Origin of the sequence: Saccharothrix luteola, from assembly GCF_020859565.1 — a bacterium.
GTDB classification, from domain to species: Bacteria; Actinomycetota; Actinomycetes; order Mycobacteriales; family Pseudonocardiaceae; genus Actinosynnema; species Actinosynnema luteola.
The window spans coordinates 334,678-351,870 of record NZ_JAJHUO010000003.1 but is presented as its reverse complement, the minus strand read 5'-3'; the positions used below and the strand labels follow the sequence as shown (position 1 = coordinate 351,870).

At 71.9% G+C, this 17,193-nt stretch carries 13 protein-coding genes; 6 read left to right on the top strand and 7 right to left on the bottom strand.

All coding sequences use genetic code 11. The features are described 5' to 3' along the window. Positions 1-72 precede the first annotated feature (72 nt). Positions 73-1,221, top strand: coding sequence for an MFS transporter (locus LNK82_RS04980; RefSeq protein WP_230565727.1), 1,149 nt, complete (start codon positions 73-75; stop codon positions 1,219-1,221). Here LNK82_RS04980 and LNK82_RS04975 read toward each other — a convergent pair. Genes LNK82_RS04975 through LNK82_RS04960 form a run of 4 tightly spaced genes read right to left on the bottom strand, consistent with a single transcriptional unit; the run spans position 1,199 to position 5,502 of the window. Beyond that, a complete protein-coding gene (locus tag LNK82_RS04975; RefSeq protein WP_230565726.1) occupies positions 1,199-2,398 on the bottom strand; it encodes an MFS transporter in 1,200 nt (399 codons plus the stop codon). The two genes, LNK82_RS04980 and LNK82_RS04975, sit on opposite strands and share 23 nt — an antisense overlap. Further along, complete coding sequence (locus LNK82_RS04970) at positions 2,395-2,952, bottom strand: ArsR/SmtB family transcription factor (RefSeq protein WP_230565725.1); 558 nt, start codon at positions 2,950-2,952, stop codon at positions 2,395-2,397. Before LNK82_RS04970 ends, LNK82_RS04975 begins: the two co-directional genes overlap by 4 nt. 52 nt (positions 2,953-3,004) lie before the next feature. Beyond that, entirely contained in the window at positions 3,005-4,597 is a 1,593-nt protein-coding gene (locus tag LNK82_RS04965) for an ABC transporter permease (RefSeq protein ID WP_230565724.1), read from the bottom strand. Next, positions 4,594-5,502 carry an ABC transporter ATP-binding protein gene (locus LNK82_RS04960; protein ID WP_230565723.1) on the bottom strand — a complete coding sequence of 303 codons (909 nt, stop codon included), beginning with the start codon at positions 5,500-5,502 and terminating at the stop codon, positions 4,594-4,596. The genes LNK82_RS04965 and LNK82_RS04960 overlap by 4 nt, the downstream gene beginning before the upstream one ends. A gap of 94 nt (positions 5,503-5,596) precedes the next feature. On the opposite strand from LNK82_RS04960, the gene LNK82_RS04955 reads away from it, so the two are divergent. Beyond that, positions 5,597-6,118 (top strand): GbsR/MarR family transcriptional regulator, encoded by a 522-nt coding sequence (locus LNK82_RS04955; protein ID WP_230565722.1) that lies wholly within the window; start codon positions 5,597-5,599, stop codon positions 6,116-6,118. A gap of 194 nt (positions 6,119-6,312) precedes the next feature. Further along, entirely contained in the window at positions 6,313-8,118 is a 1,806-nt protein-coding gene (locus LNK82_RS04950; protein ID WP_230565721.1) for a S8 family peptidase, read from the top strand. Positions 8,119-8,226: 108 nt separating this feature from the next. On the opposite strand, the gene mshC is transcribed toward LNK82_RS04950, so the two are convergent. Continuing rightward, complete coding sequence (gene mshC / locus LNK82_RS04945; RefSeq protein ID WP_230565720.1) at positions 8,227-9,465, bottom strand: cysteine--1-D-myo-inosityl 2-amino-2-deoxy-alpha-D-glucopyranoside ligase; 1,239 nt, start codon at positions 9,463-9,465, stop codon at positions 8,227-8,229. Between the two features lie 98 nt (positions 9,466-9,563). Between mshC and LNK82_RS04940 the strand changes: the two genes are divergently transcribed. The 3 genes from LNK82_RS04940 (at position 9,564) to LNK82_RS04930 (ending at position 13,639) form a co-directional block, all read left to right on the top strand. After that, positions 9,564-10,352, top strand: a complete 789-nt coding sequence (locus tag LNK82_RS04940) for an SPFH domain-containing protein (protein WP_230565832.1) — start codon at positions 9,564-9,566, stop codon at positions 10,350-10,352. Positions 10,353-10,422: 70 nt separating this feature from the next. After that, positions 10,423-12,210, top strand: coding sequence for an aa3-type cytochrome oxidase subunit I (ctaD, locus tag LNK82_RS04935; protein WP_230565719.1), 1,788 nt, complete (start codon positions 10,423-10,425; stop codon positions 12,208-12,210). A gap of 112 nt (positions 12,211-12,322) precedes the next feature. Further along, entirely contained in the window at positions 12,323-13,639 is a 1,317-nt protein-coding gene (locus LNK82_RS04930) for an FG-GAP-like repeat-containing protein (protein ID WP_230565718.1), read from the top strand. Positions 13,640-13,782: 143 nt separating this feature from the next. Here LNK82_RS04930 and LNK82_RS04925 read toward each other — a convergent pair whose 3' ends face one another. Beyond that, entirely contained in the window at positions 13,783-15,717 is a 1,935-nt protein-coding gene (locus tag LNK82_RS04925) for a vWA domain-containing protein (protein ID WP_230565717.1), read from the bottom strand. Next, the gene (locus LNK82_RS04920) at positions 15,714-17,099 is read right to left on the bottom strand and encodes a sigma 54-interacting transcriptional regulator (protein WP_230565716.1); all 1,386 of its coding nucleotides are present in this window, start codon (positions 17,097-17,099) and stop codon (positions 15,714-15,716) included. The genes LNK82_RS04925 and LNK82_RS04920 overlap by 4 nt, the downstream gene beginning before the upstream one ends. Positions 17,100-17,193 lie beyond the last annotated feature (94 nt).

Sequence of the window (17,193 nt, the reverse complement as noted above, 5' to 3'; positions counted from 1 at the left end):
CCGGACCGCGCGGCTTCGCGGAGGTCCTCGCCGAGGGGACCCCTGCTTCTACCCTGCCCCGCAGGACCGACGATGTCGCCGGTGAGATCGGTTCCTGTGGACAAGTCCCGGGTCCGGGTGGCGGCGCTGTACGCGGGCGGGTTCCTCGGGCCCTTCGGTGGCGCGATGACGACGTCCGTGCTGCCCGAGGTCGGCGGGGATTTCGGCGTCTCCGCCGGCGCGGCGGCAGCCACCCTGACCGGGTACCTGGTGCCGTTCGCGCTGCTCATGCTGGTCTCCGGCACGTTGGGTGAACGGTGGGGCGCACGACGGACCGTCCGCGTCGCGTACGCCGTCTACGTCCTGGCGTCCGTGTTGTGCGCGGTGTCGTGGTCGTTTCCCGCGTTGATGGGCGGGCGGGCCGTGCAGGGTGCGGCCAACGCGTTCACCACTCCCCTGCTGTTGGCGGCGATCGCAACGGTGACGCCGAAGGCCCGGTTGGGGCGGGCGTTGGGCGTCTTCGCGTCCATGCAGGCCGCCGGGCAGACGTCGGCGCCGTTGTTGGGCGGCCTGGCGGCCGAGGCGTCGTGGCGGTGGGCGTTCGTCGGCGCGGCGGTGGTGGCGGGCGCGTTGGCGGTGGTCGGGTTGCCCGCCGACCTGCCGCGCCGGGACGAGCGGCCACGTCTGCGCAGCGCGTGGCGGCCCCGGACGTTGAGGCCGGCCGCGGTCGGGTTCGTGGCCTGGGGTTGCCTGGGCGGGCTGTCGTTCCTGGTCGCCCTGCGGTTGGGCGACTCGTTCGGGCTGGGCGCGGGCGAGCGGGGGCTGGTGCTGACCGGGTTCGGGTTGGTCGGGATCTTCACCGCACGGCTGACCGGGTGGTCGATCGACCGGTTCGGCGCGCGGCGGTGGGCGCTGTTCGGCGCGGCGGTCGGCGGGGTGCTGCTGGTCGGCGTCGGCGTGCTGCCGTCGGTGGTGGCGGTGGGCGTGTCGTGGGCGGCGGCGGGCGCGTTCAGCCAGGCGGTGATCGTCGGCCTGAACGCGCTGGTGCTGTCCTCGGACGAGGCGAACCCGGGCGGGTCGGTGTCGGTGGTGCAGTCGCTGCGGTTCCTGGGCGGCGCGGTGTCGCCGGTGGCTTTCGTGCCGCTGTACCACCTCGACCCGGTGAGCGCGTTCCTCGTGCCGGCCGGGCTGGTGCTGGCCGTGCCGCCCGTCCTGCTGCTCAGCCGCCGGTCACGCCCCTGACCGGAACCCGGGCGCCGAGGGTGAGCAGCGCCAGCACGCCGGCCGCCAGGTAGAGCGCGGCCTGGGCGTTGAGCAGCGCGGACAGGCCGAGCACGGGGGTGAGGGCGCCGGCGAGCACCATGCCGAGCGCCTGACCGCCGTCGTAGAGGCTGACGAACGTCGCCATCACCCGGCCGCGCACCTCGTCGGACGCGTGCAGCTGGAGCACCGACATCGTCCCGGCGCCCGCGACCACGCCCGGCACGCCCACCACCACGAACGCGGCCAGGTAGAACACCAGCGCGGTGGTCACGTGCGGCCCGTTCCAGCCCAGCGCGGCGACCGCGGCGAAGCCGACCAGCGACGCGCCGAGGAGCCTGCCGGGCTCCAGGCGACGGGCCAGCACGCCGACCAGCAGGCCGCCGAGCAACCCGCCCACCGCCTGCACGCCGCGCAGCAACCCCACCTCGGCCGCGCCACCACCGAGCCGTTCGGTCACGAACACCACGAACAGCACCACGAACAGGCCCTGGCCGGTCGCCATCAACCCGACCACGGCGACCATCGGCCGCAACGGGCCGCGGATCTCGCGCAGGCCGTCCAGCCAGGCCCGCCACGCGGGTTTCCCCGCCGCACGGACGGGGTCCTCCGTGCCGAGCGTCGCCAGCAGCGCCGCCGCGAGCAGGAACGACGCCACGTCCGCCAGCACCACGCCCGGCAGCCCGGTGCAGCCGAGGAGCAGGCCGCCGACCGACGCGCCGACCAGCCGCGCCAGGTTGGCGTTCAAGCCCACCAGCCCGTTGGCCGCCGGCACCTGGTCGCGCGGCACCAGCGTCGGCAGCAACGCGTTCTTGGCCGGTTCGAACAACGCCGCCAGCCCGGCCTGCACCGCCGTCACCACGTTCACCAGGACCAAATCGCCGGTCAGCAGCGGCAGCAGCGCGACCGCCTGCGCGAGGCTCACCACCAGCATCAGCTTCCGCCGGTCCCAGCGGTCGGCCAGCACGCCTGCCAGCGGCGACAGCGCCAGGCTCGGCAGCAACGCCACCACGAACGTCGTCGCGGTCGCCGCGGCCGAGCCGGTGCGCTGGTACACGTACACCGGCAGCGCGACCAGCAGCACCCAGTCGCCGATCTCGGAGACGAACCCGGCGACCCACAGCCGGCGGAACGCGGGCACACCCAGCGGCCCGGTCATCGCGGGAACGCCCGGATGCCGACGTGCGCGGGCAGCGCGCCCTCGGGCACGTCCTGGCGCACCGGCACCAGGTACGGCCGCAGGATGTCGTCGATCATGCCGAGCAGGCCGGACAGCTCCTCGGCGGTGACGTTGACCGTGTAGCCGTGCATCGCGGAGGCTTCCAGCCACTCGCGCGGCAGCTCGTGCTGCCGGTCCAGGAACCGCTGCACCAGCCGGTTGTCCTCGTTGAGCCCCAGCGCGAGCAGCGCGTCCTGCTGCGTGCGCACCTCCGGGTCGTCGGCGAACGCGCCGACGTCGTAGCCGACCGAGGTGGCCCGCCACGGCCGCTCCCGCCCGTCGCCGGCCTCGACCCGTTCGACGAAGCCGGACTTCGCGAGCTGCCGCAGGTGCCAGCTGCAGTTGGAGGCGGTCGACCCCACGGCCTCGGCGCACTCGCTCGCCGTGCGGGGACCGACCGCCAGCAGGTGGTTCAACAGCGACACGCGCAGCGGGTGCGCCAGCGCCTTCAGCGCGTCGACATCGGTGATCCGTCGGGGCCCTGGGAGATCCATGGCCCCGACGGTATACCTGAAAGAGTCCTTTCGAAAGAGCTCTTTCAGACTTTCAGCCGACGTCCCGCCGCCGGAAACCGGCGAACCCGACCGCCACCAGCGCCGCCGCGACCAGCGTCAACCACAGCAACGGCGTCGCGGTCACGTCCGCGCCCGGCACCTTGGGGATGTGCGTGAACGGCGAGAGGTCCATGGCCCACTGGTCGAGCTGGAGCAGCGGCCCGAGTTGGCCGAGCACCAGGAACACCACGATCACCGCCCAGCTCGCCGACGCCAGCTTCGGCACGAGCGCGAACAGCGCCAGCGCGAGGCCCGCGACCACCCAGACCGCCGGCACGTGCGTCAACGCCGCGCCGACCAGCCGCACGACCTGGCCGCCGACGTCACCGACGCGCGCGCCGTGCACCAGACCCGCGCCCAGGCCCGCGGCGGCCAGCACGACGGGCGTGCCGACGGTGGCGAACACCAGGTGGCTGCCGACCCACGCGAACCGGCTGACCGGCGTGGCCAGCACCGGCTCGGCCCGGAAGTCGGTCTCCTCGGCGCGCAGCCGCAACGTCGACTGCACCACGTAGATCGCGCTGAACAGGGCGATGATGCCGATGATCGACGCCAGGTAGACGTCCACGATCGCGCCCGCGCCGCCCAGCTGCGAGATGATCTGCTGCAACGCCGGGTTGGCCTCCAGCATCTGCTCCACGCCGCGCGCGACCGAGCCGTAGACGGCGCCGAGCACGAACAGGCTCAGCGTCCAGCCGATCAGCATGCCCCGCTGCAACCGCCAGGCCAGGCCGAACGCGCTGCCCAGCGAGCCGGGCGCGCGGGCCGGGCCGAGCCGGGTCGGCACCAGGCCACCCCCGAGGTCGCGCTTGGTCACCAACGTCGACGCGACCGCGACCAGCACCGCGAACAACGCCACCGGCAGCAGCAGCACCCAGTACCGGTCGCCCGCGAACGCCCTCGTCCGCTCCAGCCACCCCAGCGGCGACAGCCAGGTCAGCCACGTCGGCCCCTCGTCGCCCGCCGCGTCGCCGACGGCCCGCAGGAGGTAGGCGACACCGAGCACGGCGCCGGAGATCGAGTTGGCCGTGCGCGCGCTCTCCGACAGCTGCGCGCTGACCGCGCCGACGCCGGTGAACACCCAGCCGACGGACGCGAAGGCGAGGCCGAGCGCGAACGACCCGGACGCCGACTCGCCGAGACCGGTCAGGCCGAGCGCGACGAGCAGGCCGATCACCGTGCTCGCCAGCAGCGCCACCACCACGGCGGCGGCCAGCGGCGCGTGCCGGGCGACGACGGCCGAGCCGATCAGCTCCAGCCGGCCCGTCTCCTCCTCCGCCCTGGTGTGCCGGGTGACCAGGAACATGCACATCAGGCCGACGAGCAGCGCGCCGAACACGCCCCACCGCCAGGCCAGCACGCCACCGGTCGTCGACGCGTCGTAGAGCGGGCCGAGCATGGCCAGGAAGGCCGGGTTGCTACCCGCCGTCGCACCCAGCTGCTGCCGAGACTCGAGCGAGCCGTACAGCTCGCCCACCGTCGACGCGGTCGACAGCGTGATGCCGACCAGGCCGACGATCCACACGGCCAGCAGCAGCCGGTCGCGGCGCAGCGCCAGGCGCACCAGCGAGCCGAGGCCGGTCACGACGACATCGCCCCCTCGGCCTGCCCGGCGGGCAGTTCGTCCTCGTAGTGGCGCAGGAACAGCTCCTCCAACGTCGGCGGCCGGCTGGTCAGCGTGCGGACACCGCTGCCGACCAACGCGCGCAGCGCCGCGTCCAGGTGGTCGGTGTCGACCTCGAACCGCACCCGGTTCCCCTCGACCACCAGGTCGTGCACCCCGGTCAGCCCGGTGGGCTCGCCGACCAGCTCGGCGGAGACGCTGGTGCGGGTGAGGTGGCGCAGGTCGGCCAACGTGCCGGTCTCGACGGTGCGGCCGTTGCGGATGATGCTGACCCGGTCGCACAGCGCCTCGACCTCGGCCAGGATGTGGCTGGACAGCAGCACGGTCCGCTTGCCGCGCAGCTCGTTCACCGCCTCCTGGAACACGGCCTCCATCAGCGGGTCGAGCCCGGAGGTCGGCTCGTCCAGGATCAGCAGCTCCACGTCCGAGGCCAGCGCCGCGACCAGGGCCACCTTCTGCCGGTTGCCCTTGGAGTAGGCGCGGCCCTTCTTGCGCGGGTCCAGCTCGAAGCGCTCCAGCAGCTCGGCGCGGCGCTTCTCGTCCAGCCCGCCGCGCAGCCTGCCCAGCAGGTCGATGACCTCGCCGCCGGTCAGGTTCGGCCACAGGCTCACGTCGCCGGGCACGTAGGCGAGCCTGCGGTGCAGCTCGGCGGTGTCGCGCCACGGGTCACCGCCCAGCAGCGACGCGGAGCCCGCGTCGGCGCGCAGCAGACCCAGCAGGACCCGGATGGTGGTTGACTTGCCCGACCCGTTGGGCCCGAGGAAGCCGTGCACCTCCCCCTCGCGGACGGTCAGGTCGAGACCGTCGAGTGCACGCGTCGGACCGAAGGTCTTGACCAGGCCCGACACGGATATCGCAGCAGTCATGGGCGGTAAGTTACAGTGATTTCACAAAGTCGTGAAGTTAAGGAAGCGTATAAACTGCCACCCGATCAGTGGGCCTCGAAGGGATGATCCGGCGGTGACACAGGTGGACGAGCGGGACGATCAGGCCGTGCTGCGCTTCATCGAGCGCTTCTCCTCGGTGTTCACCGAGTCCGGCATGGCGAGGATGCCCGCCAGGGTGTTCGTCGCGCTGCTCGCCGCCGACTCCGGCGAGATGACCTCCGCCGAGCTGGCCGACCTGCTGCGCGTCTCCCCCGCCGCCATCTCCGGCGCGGTCCGCTACCTCACCCAGGTCGGCCTGGTGAGCCGGGAGCGGGAGACGGGCACGCGCCGCGACATCTACCGCGTGCTCGACGACCTCTGGTACGAGGCGCTGTTCCGCCGCGACGAGATGCTCCGCCGGATGACCGGACCGCTCAGGGAGGGCATCAGCGCGCTCGGCGCCGACACGCCGGCGGGCAGGCGGATCGCCGAGACCCTGATGTTCTTCGAGTTCTTCCACGCCGAGCTGCCGAACATGCTCAAGCACTGGCGGACGTACCGGGACGAGCGACTGGGCGCGCCGGGTTCACCCGACCGGCCCTCCGACCCGTCCTGATCGTGCTCGATCGGCCCTGATTCGACGTAGTTACGACTATCGGCGCTAACGAGCGACCGCTTTTGTCCCGACCATGCATGTGACCAGGTCGCTCCACCCCGTTCGCGCGGACGTTCCCATCCCCTGCATCGCACGGCCGACCGGCGCACCCGCCCGGCACGGCCGCGCAGCCCTGCCCAAAGGGAGAACCCTCCATGGGAGACGCCCGAACCACCAGAAGACTGGCCGTGCTCGGTCTGGCCGCCGTGTCGGCCGCCGCGCTGGCCTTCGCGAACGTCGGCGTGGCGGCGGCCGAGGGCGACGTGCTCGGCGCCGAGCGCGCCGACGCCGTCCCCGGCTCCTACATCGTGGCCCTCAACGACTCGTCGTCGCCGAGATCCGCGTCCGCCTCGACCGCGTCCTCGCTGGTCGACAAGTACGGCGGCCAGGTCCGCGTGGCCTGGCAGCACGCGCTCAACGGCTTCCACGCCACCATGTCCGCGTCGCAGGCCAGGCGCCTGGCCGCCGACCCGCGGGTCGCGTTCGTGCAGGCCGACCTGCCGATCTCGGTCGACGCCGTCCAGCAGAACCCGCCGTCCTGGGGCCTGGACCGCATCGACCAGCGCAACCTGCCGCTGGACAGCGCCTACAACTACTCGACGACCGCGAGCAACGTGCGGGCGTACATCATCGACACGGGCATCCGGACGACCCACTCCGACTTCGGCGGCCGGGCGACCTGGGGCACCAACACCGTCGACACCAACAACACCGACTGCAACGGCCACGGCACCCACGTCGCCGGCACCGTCGGCGGCACGGCGCACGGCGTGGCCAAGGGCGTGCAGCTCATCGCGGTCAAGGTGCTCAACTGCGCCGGCTCCGGCACCACGGCGGGCGTGGTGAACGGCGTCAACTGGGTCACCCAGAACGCCGTCAAGCCCGCGGTCGCCAACATGTCGCTGGGCGGCGGCGTCGACACCGCCCTGGACACCGCGGTGCGCAACTCCATCGCCGCGGGCATCACCTACGCGGTGGCGTCGGGCAACTCCAACGCGAACGCGTGCAACTACTCCCCGGCGCGGGTCGCCGAGGCGCTGAGCGTGAACGCGTCGACCAACACCGACGCACGCGCCTCGTTCTCGAACTTCGGCACCTGCACCGACCTGTTCGCGCCCGGCCAGAACATCACGTCGGCGTGGATGACCAACGACACCTCCACCAACACGATCAGCGGAACGTCGATGGCGTCGCCGCACGTGGCCGGCGCCGCCGCGCTGTACCTGGCGGACAACCCGACCGCGACCCCGCCGACGGTGAACGCGGCGATCGTCGCCGCCGCCACCTCCGACAAGATCACCAGCCCGGGCACCGGCTCGGCGAACAAGCTGCTGTTCACCGGCACGGCGACCCCCGGCGGCCCGGCCGTGACCAACCCGGGCAACCAGTCGACCGTCGTCGGCACGGCGGTCAGCCTGCAGCTGTCCGCGAGCGGCGGCACCGCGCCCTACACGTTCACGGCCACCGGCCTGCCCGCCGGCCTGTCGATCAGCTCCTCGGGCCTGATCACCGGCACGCCGACGGCCACCGGCACGTCCTCGGTGACGGTCACGGCGACCGACTCGGCCTCGCGCACCGGCAGCACCACGTTCTCGTGGACGGTCACGTCCACCGGCGGGTCCTGCGACGCGGTCACCAACGGCACCGACGTGGCGATCGGCGACAACTCCGACGTCTCCAGCCCGATCGCGCTGACCTGCGCCACGAACGCTTCGGCGACCACGAGCGTGCAGGTCAACATCGTGCACACCTACATCGGTGACCTCATCGTCGACCTGGTCGCTCCGGACGGCTCGGTGTACAACCTGCACAACCGCAGCGGCGGCGGCACCGACAACATCAACCGCACCTTCACCGTGAACGCCTCCTCCGAGGCCGCCGCGGGCACCTGGAAGCTGCGCGTCCGCGACCAGGCGTACCTGGACACGGGCTACATCAACAGCTGGACGCTCGACGTCTGAGCCTGACGTGACCGGCGGGGCCGTCCCACTGCGGGACGGCCCCGTCGTATGCCACGACCAGCGGCAAAGGCGCTGGTCGGACGGGCGCCGCTCGGCGCATCCGCGAGGCTAGAGCTCCACGCCCAGCAGCGAGTCGACGGCGGCGCGGAAGAGGGTCGGGCCCGTGTGGTCCGAGCCGCCGGTCGTGAGGGCTTCGGCCGCCCACGCGTCCAGCGCCGCCAACGCCTTGGGCGTGTCGAGGTCGTCGCTGAGGTGGTCGCGCAGGCGGGCCACGGTGGCGACCGCGCTCGGCCCCGTCGACAGGGACCCCGCGAGCCGCCACTTCGCGAGCCTCGCCTCGGCTTCGGCCAGCAGGCCGTCGCTCCACGGCCGGTCGGTGCGGTAGTGGCCGGCGAACAACGCCAGCCGCACCGCGTTCGGGTCGACCTTCTGCGCGCGCAGCTTGGACACGAACACCAGGTTGCCGCGCGACTTGGACATCTTCTCGCCGTCCAGCCCGATCATGCCCGCGTGCACGTAGTGGCGGGCGAACGGGTGCTCGCCGGTCGCCGCCTCGGCGTGCGCGGCGGAGAACTCGTGGTGCGGGAAGATCAGGTCCGACCCGCCGCCCTGCACGTCGAACGACGTGCCGAGCCGGTTCAGCGCGATGGCGCTGCACTCGATGTGCCAACCGGGCCGGCCGGCACCCAGTTCCGACGGCCACGACGGCTCACCCCGTCGGGCGGCGCGCCACAGCAGGGCGTCCAGCGGGTGGCGCTTGCCGGGCCGGTCCGGGTCGCCGCCGCGCTCGGCGAAGTACCTGCCCATCGTCTCCAGGTCGTAGTTCGACTCGTAGCCGAACCGCTCGGTCGCCGTGTGGTCGAAGTAGACGTCCGGGTGCTCGGGGTCGTCGACCCGGTACGCCGCGCCGCCGGCCAGCAGCTTCCCGATGACCTCGACGACCTCGGGGATCGCGTCGACCGCGCCCACGTAGTCGCGCGGCGGCAGCACCCGCAGGCTCACCATGTCCTCGCGGAACAGCGCGGTCTCCCGCATGCCGAGGACCACCCAGTCGTCCTGGTCGCGCTCGGCCCGCTCCAGCAGCGGGTCGTCGATGTCGGTCACGTTCTGCACGTAGTGCACGTCGTGGCCGTTGTCCAGCCACACCCGGTGGACCAGGTCGAAGGCCAGGTAGGTGGCCGCGTGCCCGAGGTGCGTGGCGTCGTACGGGGTGATGCCGCAGACGTACAGCCTGGCGGTGGCGCCGGGGGCGGTCGGGCGCACCTCACCGGTGGCGGTGTCGAACAGCCGCAACGGGCGCGGCTCGCCCGCTACCCGCGGGACAGGAGTGGATGACCAGGTCTGCATGTGAACGACCCTAACTCGCCGGTCGGACGGGCCACGAAGCGTCCGCTCCGCGGGACGCGGGCGTACCCTCTGACCAGGGGACCTGGGAGATGGTCGCGATGATCCTGGACATCGTCATCGGCGTGCTGGGCGTGTTCGCCGTCGGCCTCGCGAGCAGCGCGCGCATCGTCAAGCAGTACGAGCAGGGCCTGGTGTTCCGCTTCGGCAGGGTGCGACCCGCGCTGCGCGGACCGGGGCTCACCATGGTCGTGCCGGGCATCGACCGGCTGCGGAAGGTGAACCTCCAGATCGTCACCCAGCCCATCCCGGCGCAGGACGGCATCACCCGCGACAACGTCACCGTGCGCGTGGACGCCGTCGTGTACTTCAAGGTGGTCGACGCGGTGCGCGCCGTCGTCACGGTCGAGGACTACCGCTTCGCCATGCTCCAGGTCGCGCAGACGTCGTTGCGCTCGATCATCGGCAAGAGCGAGCTCGACGACCTGCTGTCCAACCGGGAACGCCTCAACCAGGGCCTGGAGCTGATGATCGACAACCCGGCCGTGTCCTGGGGCATCGAGATCGACCGGGTCGAGATCAAGGACGTGGCGCTGCCGGAGAGCATGAAGCGGTCCATGTCCCGGCAGGCCGAGGCGGAGCGGGAGCGGCGGGCGCGCATCATCACCGCCGACGGCGAGCTGCAGGCGTCGAAGAAGCTGTCCGAGGCCGCCGCGGCCATGTCCGCCACGCCCGCCGCCCTCCAGCTCAGGCTGCTGCAGACCATCGTCGAGGTGGCGGCGGAGAAGAACTCGACCCTGGTGCTGCCGTTCCCGGTCGAGTTGCTCCGCTTCCTCGAACGGGCGTCAGGCGCGATAGAACAGCAGGTCACGGTGCCCAAGCAGGGCTGAGCGTTTGCCCCGGTCCGCGGACGGGGGGACGATGTGGTCTGGCTCACGTCGTCGGGACCAGGGAGGCGGGATGACCGCGCTCAAGCCGGAACCCGTGATCACCCACCCGGGTGCGGCCCGACGGCGCGCCAAGGGCTCGGTGCTCCTGGGGCTGCTCCGCACGACCGACCCCAAGCAGATCGGGATGCTCTACCTGGTCACGTCGTTCATGTTCTTCATGGTCGGCGGCGTGATGGCGCTGCTCATCCGGGGCGAGCTGGCCCGGCCGGGGCTCCAGTTCCTGTCCAACGAGCAGTACAACCAGCTGTTCACCATGCACGGCACGATCATGCTGCTGCTGTACGCGACGCCGATCCTGTTCGGTTTCGCCAACTACATCCTGCCGCTGCAGATCGGCGCGCCGGACGTGGCGTTCCCCCGGCTCAACGCGTTCTCCTACTGGCTGTTCCTGTTCGGCGGGCTGACCGTGATGGCCGGGTTCCTCACGCCCGGCGGCGCGGCGGACTTCGGCTGGACCGCCTACACGCCGCTGAGCAGCGCCATCCACAGCCCGGGCATCGGACCGGACCTGTGGATCATGGGGCTGGCGGTGTCCGGCCTCGGCACGATCCTCGGCGGGGTCAACATGGTGACGACGGTGTGCTGCCTGCGCGCGCCCGGCATGACCATGTTCCGGATGCCGATCTTCACCTGGAACATCTTCGTCACCAGCATCCTGATCCTGCTGGCGTTCCCGATCCTCACCGCCGCGCTGATGGGCCTGGCCGCCGACCGGCACCTCGGCGCGCACGTGTTCGACCCCGCCAACGGCGGCGTGATCCTGTGGCAGCACCTGTTCTGGTTCTTCGGCCACCCCGAGGTCTACATCGTCGCACTGCCGTTCTTCGGCATCGTGTCGGAGATCTTCCCGGTGTTCAGCCGCAAACCGCTGTTCGGCTACAAGGGGCTGGTCTTCGCCACGTTCGCCATCGCGGCGCTGTCGGTGGCGGTGTGGGCGCACCACATGTTCGCCACCGGAGCGGTGCTGCTGCCGTTCTTCTCGCTGATGACGTTCCTGATCGCGGTGCCGACGGGCATCAAGTTCTTCAACTGGATCGGCACCATGTGGAAGGGGTCGATCACCCTGGAGACGCCGATGCTGTTCAGCATCGGGTTCCTCATCACGTTCCTGCTCGGCGGGCTGACGGGCATCATCCTGGCCTCGCCGCCGCTGGACTTCCACGTCACCGACACGTACTTCGTGGTGGCCCACTTCCACTACGTGCTGTTCGGCACGATCGTGTTCGCCACCTACGCGGGCCTGTACTTCTGGTTCCCCAAGATGACCGGGCGGATGCTGAACGAGCCGCTGGGCAAGCTGCACTTCTGGACCACGTTCCTGGGCTTCCACGGCACGTTCCTGATCCAGCACTGGCTCGGCAACATCGGCATGCCCCGCCGGTACGCCGACTACCTGCCCGGCGACGGCTTCACGCTGATGAACACGATTTCCACGATCGGGGCATTCCTGCTGGGCGCGTCCGTGCTCCCGTTCGTGTGGAACGTGCTGCGCAGCTACCGGTTCGGCGACCCGGCCGAGCGCGACGACCCGTGGGGCTTCGGCAATTCCCTCGAATGGGCGACGACGTGCCCGCCGCCACGGCACAACTTCACCGAGCTGCCGCGGATCCGGTCCGAGCGGCCCGCGTTCGAGCTGCACTACCCGCACATGGTGGAGCGGATGCGCGACGAGTCCCACTTCTCGCTGCGGCCCGGCAAGCACCGGGTCGAACCCGACGCCACGACCGAGAAGGCCCTCGCCTCGACCGAACGGGAGCGCGAGACGAAGGACGAGGTCAAGGAGGACCGGCAGGACTGAGCCGGCCGCGTTGTCGGGCGTTCGCCTGATAGTCGGGCACCTGGTTGCTTCCCTACGGTGATGTGTCCCAGTCGGGACGGGGTTTCCGGACGACCGTTGGGGAGGACCTCGGATGTCACGAGGCAGAACGGCACGGCTGCGTGCCGCCGTGAGCGCTTGCCTGGCCGCCGCGGCCGGGCTGGTGGTGTTCGCGTCACCGGCGCAGGCCGCGCCCGCGTTCCAGTTGCCGTTCGAGTGCGGGCAGGAGTGGCGGCTGGACACGTGGGCGCACAGCCCCGCGCTGGACATGGTGCGCGAGCCGAACCAGGTGGGCACCCTGGGCGCGGCGCTGCTGGCACCGGCGGCCGGCACGGTGAACAAGTCCACCTACCACGACAATGCCGGCCACATGATCCAGATCAACCACGGCGGCGGCCACTTCACCACCTACCTGCACCTGGACTCGCGTGCGGTCGGGGTCGGGGCGCGGGTCGCCCGGGGTCAGCTGATCGGCCGGGTCGGCAAGAGCGGCCCCACCTCGAACGGGCACCCGCACCTGCACTACGAGCAGGGCTTCGACGCGAACGGCGACGGCAGCGCCACCTGGGGCTTCGCCGGTGCGGAGCGCGTGGCGGCGACGTTCGACGGGGTCACCTACACCGGGGCGTCGCGCACGTGGCGTGACGTCACGAGCCGCAACTGCCAGGAGGAGCCCGACCTCGAACGGGTGTCGGACTTCAGCGGTGACGGGCATTCCGACGTGCTGGGCGTCAACGCGGCCGGTGAGCTGCTCTACTACCCCAACAACGGCCTCGCGCTCTCCACGCCCGATCAGATCGGGCACGGCTGGGGCTCGTTCACGCAGGTCATGGCCGCCGACTTCAGCGGTGACGGGCACGCGGACGTGCTGGGCGTCAACGCCGCAGGCGAACTGCACTACTACCCGAACAACGACCTGGCGCTCTCGTCACCGAAGCAGATAGGCCACGGCTGGGACTCCTTCACCCACGTCATGGCCGCCGACTTCAGCGGCGACGGACACGCCGACGTGCTCGGCGTCAACGCCGCAGGCGAACTCCTCTACTACCCCAACAACGACCTGGCGCTCTCCACGCCCAAGCAGATAGGCCACGGCTGGAACGCGTTCACCCACGTCATGGCCGCCGACTTCAGCGGCGACGGACACGCCGACGTGCTCGGCGTCAACGCCGCAGGCGAACTCCTCTACTACCCCAACAACAACCTCGCGCTCTCCACACCGAAGCAGATCGGGCACGGCTGGAACGCGTTCACCCAGGTCTTCGCGTCCGACTTCAGCGGTGACGGGCACGCGGACGTGCTCGGGGTCGACGCCGCCGGCGAACTGCTCTACTACCCGAACAACGGCCTGGCGCTCTCCACTCCGAAGCAGATCGGCCACGGCTGGGGCTCGTTCCCGCACGTGATGTGACCTCGGGGTGGGGGGGGGGGGGGGGGGGGGGCCGCGCCCCCCCCCCCCCCCCCGGGCGGGGGCCGCGCCGGGGGGGGGGGCGGCGCCGTGGTGGGGGGGGGGGGGGGGGCCCCCCCCCCGCGGCGGCCCCCCCCCCACCTCCGTCAACGGCGTTTGCGCGACCGAAGGTAGTCACTGACCACGGCCGCGCCCAGGCCGTCCTCGCCGGGTGCGACGACCCGGCCGCCGGACCGCCGGGCCACCGTGTCGACGAACCTGGTCAGCCGCGGGTCGTCGCCGAGCCGGAACACGGTGATGGACGCGCCGAGCCTGGCCAGGTTGTCGACCTCGACCAGGGTCTTGCCGATGGTCCGCGGCAGCGGCGGGTATTGGAACTCGGCGTCGCCGGTCGGCTCCAGGTGCGCGGTCGGCTCGCCGTCGGTGACCACCAAAACCACCGGCTGCGCGTCGGGGTGCTTGCGGATGTGCCGACCGGCCAGCAGCAGCGCGTGGTGCAGGTTCGTGCCCTGCTCCCACACCCCTTCCAACGCGGTGAGCTGCCCGATGTCGACGGTCTCGGCGTGCCGGCCGAACGTGATCAGCTCCAGCGCGTCGGTGCGGAACCGGGTCCGCACCAGGTGGTGCAACGCCAGCGCGGTGCGCTTCATCGGCACCCACCGGCCGTCCTGCACCATCGACCAGGACGTGTCCACGCACAACGCGACCGCCGCGCGTGACCGCTGCTCGGTCTCGCTCACCTCGACGTCGACCACGTCGAGCTCGACCGGGCCGCCCGCCGACCGCAGCACGGCGTTCGTGACGGTCCGCGGCACGTTCCACGGCTCGGTGTCCCCGAACCGCCACGGCCGCGTCGACCCGATCAGCTCACCGGCCGCTCCGGCGGACGAGTTGTCCCGCTGACCCTGCTCGCGGGCGCTGTCGAGCACGCCGCGCAACGCCGTCTCGCCCAACCGCCGCAACGCCTTCGGCGTCAACCGCAGCGAGCCGTCCGGCGCGCGTTCCAGCAGGTTCTGCGACCGCAGCTCGCGTTCCAGCTCGGCCAGCCGCCGCGCGTCGACGCCCGCCTCCGCGCCGAGCTGGCGGACCAGCGCCTCCAGGTCGATGTCCTCCAGCCGCGCGCCGGGGTAGCCCTGCGAGAGCTGCTCGGCCAACGCGTCCAGCTCGGCCAGGTCCGCCATCGCCTGCGCGCCCTCGCCCAGCCCCAGCGGGTTGTCGCCGCGGAACCGGGCCGAACCGTTCCAGTCCTCGCCGGGCCGCAGCCCTTGCAGCAGGGCGTCCAATCGGGACAGCTGCGCGCCGACGCCCGTGTTGCCGAACGCCTGCTGGGACAACGACGACAGCTCCTGGCGCTGCTCCTCGGACAGCGAGTTCATCATGCGCTGGGCGGCGGCGGACCGGGCGGCCAGCGCGTCGATCAGCTCGTCGACCGACTTCGGGTTCTCCGGGAAGAACTCGCCGTGCTCGCGCATGAACCGCTCGAACCGCTCGCCCGTGTCCTCGCCGGCGGCGTGCGCGGCGAGCAGGCCGTTGAGGTCGTCGAGCATGGACTGGATGCGCTGCACGTCCTCGGGTCGGACGTTCTCCATGGCCTGCTTCATGCCCTGGAACCGCTGGTCCATCAGCTCGCGGCCGAGCAGGTTGCGGATCTGCTCGTAGGACTCGCGGGCCTGCGGGGAACGCCAGTCGTACTCGGCCAGCTCGCTCACGGCCGCCGCGGTCGACTGCGGCAACGCGTCCAGCCGGGCCTCGCGGAACCGCGCCTCGTCGTCCGGGTCGGGGAACAGCGCGGCCCGTTCGGCGGCCAGCGCCTCCTCCAGCAGGCGCTGGATCTCCTGCAACGTGCCGTCGAGCCGGTGACGCCGGGTGAGGGCGGCGCGCTTCTGCCACAGCCGGGCGGTCAGGTCGTCCAAGCCGCGCGTGCCGGGCAGGCCCCGGCGCAGCAGCTCGCGCAGCGCCGAGGCGGGTGACGCGCCCTCCATGACCTCGCGGCCGAGTTCGTCCATGGCCGCGCGCAGGTCGGCCGGCGGGGCCAGCGGGTCGGGCCCGTCGACGTACCGGCCGTACCGGTAGCCGCTCATCCGTACACCGTCCGGTCGTCGTCGCTGTCCTTGGACAGCTGACGGGTCAGGTAGAGCGATTCCAGCGCCAGCTCCACGGCCGACGCGATGCGTCCCGCCGGGTCCTTGGGGCCCGCGCCGACCCGCTGCGCCACGTCGTGCAGCACGGGCAGCTCCGGCAGCGCGGCCAGCATGTCGCCGGGGTGCACGCGCTCACCGGTGGCCACGGGGTGGCCGTCGGAGACCAGCTCGGCCAACGGCCGCAGGTCGATCCCCGCGAACGTGGACCGCGCCGTGTCCGCGGTCGCCCGGCGCAGCAGGTGGACCAGCACCTCCTGCTCGCGGCCCTCCTCGCCGGCCTCGAACTCCAGCTTGCCGCGCAGCACCTCCGTCACCGACTCCAGGTCGATCGGGCGGGCGATGGGCGGGTTCTCGCCGATCAGCGCGCTGCGGCGCAGGGCGCTGGCGGCCACCGTCTCCGCCGCCGCGACCGCGAACCTGGCCGAGACGCCGGAGCGCTGGTCGATCGAGGACGACTCGCGCAGGTGCCGCACGAACCGGGCGATGACCTCCAGCAGGTGGTCGCCGACCTCGGCGACCAGGTGGGCCTCCTGGCGGACCAGCGCGACCTCGGCCTCGATCTCCAGCGGGTAGTGGGTGCGGATCTCCGCGCCGAAGCGGTCCTTGAGCGGCGTGATGATCCGGCCGCGGTTGGTGTAGTCCTCGGGGTTGGCGGTGGCGACGAGGAGGACGTCCAGCGGGAGCCGCAGCGTGTAGCCGCGGATCTGGATGTCGCGTTCCTCCATCACGTTCAGCAGCGCGACCTGGATGCGTTCGGCCAGGTCGGGCAGCTCGTTGACGGCGATGACGCCGCGGTGGGAGCGGGGCAGCAGGCCGTAGTGGATGGTCTCCGGGTCGCCGAGGCTGCGGCCCTGGGCGACCTTGACCGGGTCGACGTCGCCGACCAGGTCGCCGACGCTCGTGTCCGGCGTGGCGAGCTTCTCGGCGAACCGCTCGTCGCGGTGCTTCCAGGTGACGGGCAGGTCGTCGCCGAGTTCTGCCGCGCGGCGCTTCGACTCGGGGGTGATGGGGTCGAGCGGGTGCTCGTTCAGCTCGGCGCCCTCGATCACCGGGGTCCACTCGTCCAGCAGGCCGACGATGGTGCGCAGGAGCCGCGTCTTGCCCTGCCCGCGTTCGCCGAGGAGCACCACGTCGTGCCCCGCGAGGAGGGCGCGCTCCAACTGCGGCAGGACGGTGCGGTCGAAGCCGACGATGCCGGGCCACGGGTCGCGGCCGTCGCGGAGGGCGGCCAGGAGGTTCTCCCGGATCTCGGCCTTGACCCCGCGCGGCAGGTGACCGGCCGCGCGGAGGGTGCCTGCGGTGGTGGGAAGGTCAGAGGTCACTCCACCGAAGTTACGCACTGATGGGCCTTCGGTCGACGTGGACCCACTCCACCTCGGGTTTCACACCTGGTGGAGCCTTCGGCGCCTCGAATTG